Origin of the sequence: Streptomyces sp. NPDC007162 (genome assembly GCF_040634175.1) — a bacterium.
GTDB lineage: Bacteria > Actinomycetota > Actinomycetes > Streptomycetales > Streptomycetaceae > Streptomyces.
In genome coordinates this window covers 1-3,830 of sequence record NZ_JBEYFC010000701.1, presented here as the reverse complement: position 1 = coordinate 3,830, position 3,830 = coordinate 1, and the positions used below count along the sequence as shown (strand labels likewise).

At 71.7% G+C, this 3,830-nt stretch carries 7 protein-coding genes; all 7 read left to right on the top strand.

Translation table 11 applies throughout. From position 1 onward, the window contains the following. Window positions 1-58 precede the first annotated feature (58 nt). Window positions 59-415: a hypothetical protein gene (locus tag ABZ646_RS42380; RefSeq protein WP_360531874.1), complete on the top strand. Its 357-nt coding sequence runs from the start codon at window positions 59-61 to the stop codon at window positions 413-415. Continuing rightward, complete coding sequence (locus ABZ646_RS42375; RefSeq protein ID WP_360531871.1) at window positions 415-1,794, top strand: FtsK/SpoIIIE domain-containing protein; 1,380 nt, start codon at window positions 415-417, stop codon at window positions 1,792-1,794. Before ABZ646_RS42380 ends, ABZ646_RS42375 begins: the two co-directional genes overlap by 1 nt. A gap of 66 nt (window positions 1,795-1,860) precedes the next feature. Continuing rightward, window positions 1,861-2,469: a DUF2637 domain-containing protein gene (locus ABZ646_RS42370; RefSeq protein ID WP_360531868.1), complete on the top strand. Its 609-nt coding sequence runs from the start codon at window positions 1,861-1,863 to the stop codon at window positions 2,467-2,469. 17 nt (window positions 2,470-2,486) lie between these two features. After that, window positions 2,487-2,678, top strand: coding sequence for a mobile element transfer protein (locus ABZ646_RS42365; protein WP_360531865.1), 192 nt, complete (start codon window positions 2,487-2,489; stop codon window positions 2,676-2,678). Window positions 2,679-2,694: 16 nt separating this feature from the next. Continuing rightward, complete coding sequence (locus tag ABZ646_RS42360) at window positions 2,695-2,889, top strand: hypothetical protein (protein WP_360531862.1); 195 nt, start codon at window positions 2,695-2,697, stop codon at window positions 2,887-2,889. A gap of 25 nt (window positions 2,890-2,914) precedes the next feature. Next, a complete protein-coding gene (locus tag ABZ646_RS42355; RefSeq protein WP_360531859.1) occupies window positions 2,915-3,163 on the top strand; it encodes a SpdD protein in 249 nt (82 codons plus the stop codon). 125 nt (window positions 3,164-3,288) lie between these two features. After that, on the top strand, window positions 3,289-3,830 hold a 542-nt coding region (locus ABZ646_RS42350), incomplete at its 3' end, for a replication initiator (RefSeq protein ID WP_360531877.1).

Below are 3,830 nucleotides of genomic sequence, written 5' to 3'. Positions count from 1 at the left end.
CCGGGAGATCGGGTTCACGGATCGCTACATGTATAGACGAGTAGATAGGAAGTGTCCTGTGCGCACCATCCGTGTGGAGACCACCGCCGCCACGATCCTGCTGACCGAGGCCCCCGAGCCGAAGGTCCGCGACCGCCAGACCGGCGAGATCGCCAAGGACGCCGTGAGCGGGGAGGCGCTGATGACCATCGGCGTCGTCTACATCGAGGACGGCGAGTCCGCCCTGATCAAGGTCACCGTTCCCGAGGGCGGCGTCTCGGAAGGGCTCGTCCTCGGCTCGCCCGTCTCGCTGCCGGGGCTCATCGCCCGGCCGTGGGAGTCCGTGTTCAACGGCCAGCAGCGTCACGGCATCGCCTACCGCGCCGCCGCCGTCACCCCGGCCACGTTCCCGGCCAGCGCCGGGGCTGCCGCCTGATGTCCGACCTGACGACACTCCTGGAGGTGGGTGGTCCCCTCGCCGCGCTGGGCGGTGGGGCCGCCTACACCCGGGCCAAGCATCCGGCGGTCTACTGGTCCGCGGTCGGCGGCCCGATATCCACGGTCCGCCTGCTCAGCTCGTACGGCTCCGTCATGGACGCCTGCGGCCTGACCGTGGCGCCCTCCTGGCTGCGGGTCCTCGCCGTCAAGGCCACCACCCGTCGGGAGATCCGGCCGGTCCCGCCCCGCCGGGGCATCCTCCGTCCCACCTCGACCGGGCTGCGCTTGCGGCTCCGGCTCGCTCCCGGGCAGGAACCCGCCGACGTCGCCGCCTCGGCGGAACGCCTGCGGCACGCCTGGGGCGTCCATGCCGTCTACGTCACCACCGTCAAACCGGGCGTCGTGGAACTGCGGCTCGTCGGGTACGACGTCCTGCGGCGAGTGCGGATGCCTCGCAAGACCGGCGGCGGCTTCCTGAAGGTGCCGGTGGCGCTGCGCGAGGACGCCATGCCCTTCGTCCGCGACTACCGCACCGTCCCCCACCAACTCACCCTCGGCGCGACCCTGTCCGGCAAGTCCATGTACCTGCGCCACCTCATCTCCGGGCTCGCCCGACAGGACGGCGTCGCGCTCGTCGGCATCGACTGCAAGCGGGGCGTCGAACTGGCGCCCTTCGCCGCCCGCCTCTCCGCCCTCGCCACCGACCCCGACGAAGCCGCCAAACTGCTGCCCGTGCTCGTCAAGGAAATGGAGGACCGATACGACCTGATCAAGGCCCGACAGGGCATCGCCCCGGACACCCCCGACGAAGAGATCACCTCCGACATCTGGGGCCTGCCCGACACCCAACGCCCCACCCCCATCGTCCTGTTCATCGACGAAGTCGCCGAACTCTTCCTCACCGCCACACGCAAGGACGAGGACCGCCGCGACGAGATGGTCACCCAGCTCATCCGCCTCGCCCAGCTCGGCCGCGCGGCCGGCATCTACCTCGAAGTCTGCGGCCAGCGCTTCGGCGCCGAACTCGGCAAGGGCGCCACCATGCTCCGCGCCCAGCTCACCGGCCGCGTCTGCCACCGCGTCAACGACGAAGCCTCCGCCAAGATGGCCCTCGGCGACATCGCCCCCGAAGCCGTCTACGCCGCCTGCTCCATCGCCCCCGAGACACCCGGCCTCGCCGTCGCGGGTGACACCTCCGGAGGCTGGTCCCGCATCCGCACGCCGTACCTCTCCCTCGCCGACGCTGCTGCCATCTGCCACGACTCGGCAGACCTGGTCCCCGATGTCCCCGCCCTCAAGCCCTTCCGGCCCGACGTCCCGGCACGACCGCTCACCACACCGGGCCCGGTCGTACAGCCGCACCCCGTCACCGACTGACCCACCCCGGCCTCTCCGCGCCATGCCCCTACCCCTCCCATGCCCGAAACCGGAAGGAGCCGCATCATGCGCGCCCAGCTTGCCCGCGTCGACGCGGTGCTCGTCCAGGCGCTCATCGCCGCCGCACTGTCCTTCGCCCACCTCCACGACGTCGCCTCAGCGGCCGAACAGGACGGATGGAAAGCCTGGGCCTACCCCGTCTCCGTCGACCTCCTGCTCGTCGCCGCCTGGCGCCGACTGCGCACCGGCACCACGAAAGCCGCCGCCTGGTGCTGGTTCGTCATCGCCCTCGTCGCCTCCCTCGGCGCAAACATCGCCACCGCCGGCCTCCTCGACCTCGACAACGTCCCCGCCTGGCTGCGCATCCTCGTCGCCGGATGGCCAGCCGTCGCCTTCCTCGGCGGCACCCTCCTCGCCCACACGACACCAAAGGCACCCGTTGTCGTAGAGACCACCGACGACGACCAGAAGCAAGAGCCCGAACCGACTCCCGAGCCACCCGCCGAAGAGCAAGTACCCCCACATCCACCGGTCCCGGCCGCCCTCGTCGCGCACGCCCGCAAAGTCGCGACCGAGCACCACACCCGCACCGGCAACCCCATCGACACCCCGACCCTCCGCGCCCGCCTCGGCGTCCCAGCTCCCATGGCCGAAGCCATCGCCGCCCAACTCTGAAAGGAGAACCAGGACCCGTGACCGCCAACCGCCGCTTCCGCAACCTCACCCGCATCGGCCCCGTCCAGATCGGCACCGCCTACGACGACCGGGGCCGCGAGAAACACACCGCCGCCTGCACCGCACCCCGCTGCGGCTTCTCCGCCTACTACGACAGCCGCGCCGCCGCCGAACTCGCCGCCCGCACCCACCGCTGCCCCGTCCGCTGAAAGGACCCCGCACCCCGTGACCGTCAGTCTGCCGCTCGTCGTCGTCCTCGGCTTCTTCGCCTGGGCGGCCGTCCGGTTCCTCGGCGTCCGCACCTGGATCGTCGTCCTGGTCGCCCTCTTCGGCTTCTGGCTCTCCCACACCTTCCTCGCCCCCGCCATCGAATCCGGCACGCGCTCCGGCGTGACCGTCATAAACGGCTCACATGCCTAGACGAGTAGATAAGGAGTTCCCGGCCGTGTTCCTGCCCAAGTACCCCGACAGCCCCACCCCGCCGCCTGCGCACACCCACGCCCCGACCGACCCGGCCCCTGTCCGGCGCTCCGCTCTCCCGGCCGTGTCCGTCAGTACCGGCGCCGTCGTCGCCGTGCTCACGGGTGGCGTGGTCCTCACCGCGCTCCTGGCCGCCGTCGCCGTGTCGGCCGTCTCGGTGGCCATCGCCGCCGTGGTCCTGCGTTCCCTGCTGCGCGAGCACAGCCGGCGCTGATCCCTCTGCCCGACCCCGGGGGCGGCCACGACACCGCCAAGCATCCGGCCGCCCCGGGGCCCGTCACTCCTGACCGAGCCAGCCAGAAGGAGACAGCCATCTTCACCCGCACCACCCCGCCCCCGCTGCGCGAACTCACCAACCTCGCCTCGGGCGGCACCCTGCCCGGTATCCTCCGCCAACTCTCCGGCCTTGGCGGCTGCACCAACCCCATCCGCCTCGACGGCCACCGCACCGAGTACGACGTCGACACCACGACCGGCGAGATTGGCCGCATCCTCCAGCACCTCGACTCCACGGACCTGCCCGCCGGCCAACTCCTCGTCCGCTGCAACAACCGCCGTACGACCCGCTGCGCGGCCTGCGCCGAGGTCTACCGCCGCGACACCTTCCACCTGATCACCGCCGGACTCCGGGGCGGCAAGGGCACCCCGGAACAGGTCGCCGCGCACCCCCGCGTCTTCGCCACCTTCACCGCCCCCGGCTTCGGCCCGGTCCACAACCGCCGCACCGACGGCCGCGCCTGCCGCTGCGGCACCCACCACGACCAGGACGACGACGCCCTCGGCACCCCGCTCGACCCGGACACCTACGACTACGAAGCGGCCGTTCTCTGGAACGCCCACGCGGGTGCCCTCTGGCGGCGCTTCTCGATCTACCTCCGCCG

Bases quoted from the DNA above. Each gene is read 5' to 3' on its own strand.
- ABZ646_RS42370 (WP_360531868.1), top strand. From the start codon at position 1,861: ATGCGCGCCCAGCTTGCCCGCGTCGACGCGGTGCTCGTCCAGGCGCTC.
- ABZ646_RS42375 (WP_360531871.1), top strand. From the start codon at position 415: ATGTCCGACCTGACGACACTCCTGGAGGTGGGTGGTCCCCTCGCCGCG.